Origin of the sequence: Bartonella silvatica, assembly GCF_040545155.1 — a bacterium.
GTDB lineage: Bacteria > Pseudomonadota > Alphaproteobacteria > Rhizobiales > Rhizobiaceae > Bartonella > Bartonella silvatica.
Window position 1 is genome coordinate 1 of the sequence record NZ_JBEPLI010000063.1, and the last position, 1772, is coordinate 1772.

General features: G+C 45.9%; 1 pseudogene. It reads right to left on the bottom strand.

What is annotated here, in order from left to right:
• Positions 1–1772, bottom strand: a pseudogene (locus tag ABID23_RS07875) (hemagglutinin repeat-containing protein); the annotation flags it as partial.

Below are 1772 nucleotides of genomic sequence, written 5' to 3' on the forward strand. Positions count from 1 at the left end.
GCCCTTTAAAAGGTCCGGTATGACTTTGATGTTCGTGCCCTTTTCCCCAAAGGTTGGGACCATCCTGATATAACATCCCATCACTGAGTTGATCAGACCCCTTTGGTTTTTCGAAAGAAATATCACTATATTCCGTTTTTTCTGTGATGACAGGCGTGCTATCAGCTTCGTTTTTCAGGGTGTTGGTTTGGATATTTAAATTTCCACCAGCTTGAATAAAGCCTGCTTTATTGACAAGGGAAAGGCTTTTTCCGCTGCCAGCCGCATTGGTAAAAGATAAATCTCCCTCTGCTAAAATGGCACCAAAATCATTCAACAAAGCCCCATCAACTTTGAGAGCACCATTGCCCTTCACATAAATTAAGCCCGTTTTGTTGTTGGTCACATTGCCCGTCACGCTAAAGACTAAATCCTGCCCCGATGCCAATTGACCACTATTGTGAATCTCCCCCGTTTTGATCACAAAATCTCGTGCCGCTAAAACAGAGGTTGCCTTATCAACCATAACACTTGGAGCAACAAAGAGAATATCTCCAGTCCCACCCTCATCTGTCACGGCTTGTAGCCGCGCATGGTGAATATCAAGGGCATTGCTGCTGTTAAAATCTAAACCGCCATAAGCCAATTCGCTCTCTGAGACATCAATATGATCTGCAATTAAATACAGCGTTTGCGGCGTGTAAATATGAGAACGATTATTGCTTAAATCGAGAGTGTTTGCTGTCAATCTCACATCCCCCTTAGCAGACAGCACATTCTCAACACTGATCTCTCCTGATACCGATGTCAATGTTGCGTTGCCATAGCCTATGACCTGATCATAATAGATGTCGTTGCCTGCAAAGATTTCAATATTGCCACCACTGGCAATCTGACCAACCTTCACCCCTGCTTTTGCTGTAATAAAAAGAAAGCCCTTTTCATCTAAAACAAGATCCCCTGAACCACCCGTAGAAACGACACCTGTCATCAGTGTGCCTGCATCAAGGCTGCCTACCTTTAAAACAGCTTCTTCACCCGTCATCAACGAAGAAAAGTCAACCGCCCCACCCTCAATATTTGCCTTGCCATAGGCTAAAAGTTGCCCAAAATGAACGGGGGCATTTGTTTCTGATTGTGCTTGAATGGCAACATTTTGATGCGACAGAATTGTTTGAGAAACAGATAGCCCGTTATGAGAAACCAGGGTGATATCTCCTGCTCCATAAACACTTTCAGCGACAATCGCACCTTGACTGCTCTGGAGATCAACATCCCCTTGGGTGCCAAGAACAACAACACCAGCAGCACCCGTTGCCGCCATATCAACCCCACCGGCTAAAAAATGGGCTTGTATATCACCACTGACGTGCGCCTTGAGCTTCCCTTGCGCTAAAACAATCCCCTCAAGCTTCAAGTCTCCGCCCGATTCAAGAGCCATATCAGCGCCTGACCCTAGCCCTGAAACTTGAAGTGTCTGGCGCGAAGAAAGCTCCATATTGCCTCCAGAGGTTGCCTTACCGGCAATCGATAAAAGCCCATCCTGCGCCTCTATCTTCAAATGACCATCAGCGCCAACCGTTTCTAACGTCACATCCTTATGGGCGGCAATATCAATATGCTTTTTCGAGGTGATGTGTTTTGCCAATATGCTCTGGCTTTTCGATTTGAGGACAACACCCCCATGACCAAAAACATTCTTCAACGAGATTTTTCCATCCGCAGAAAGATGCAACTGCCCCGCATTGGCAGCCATATCATGGCGCATACGAACACCAACACCTTTTTCTGTT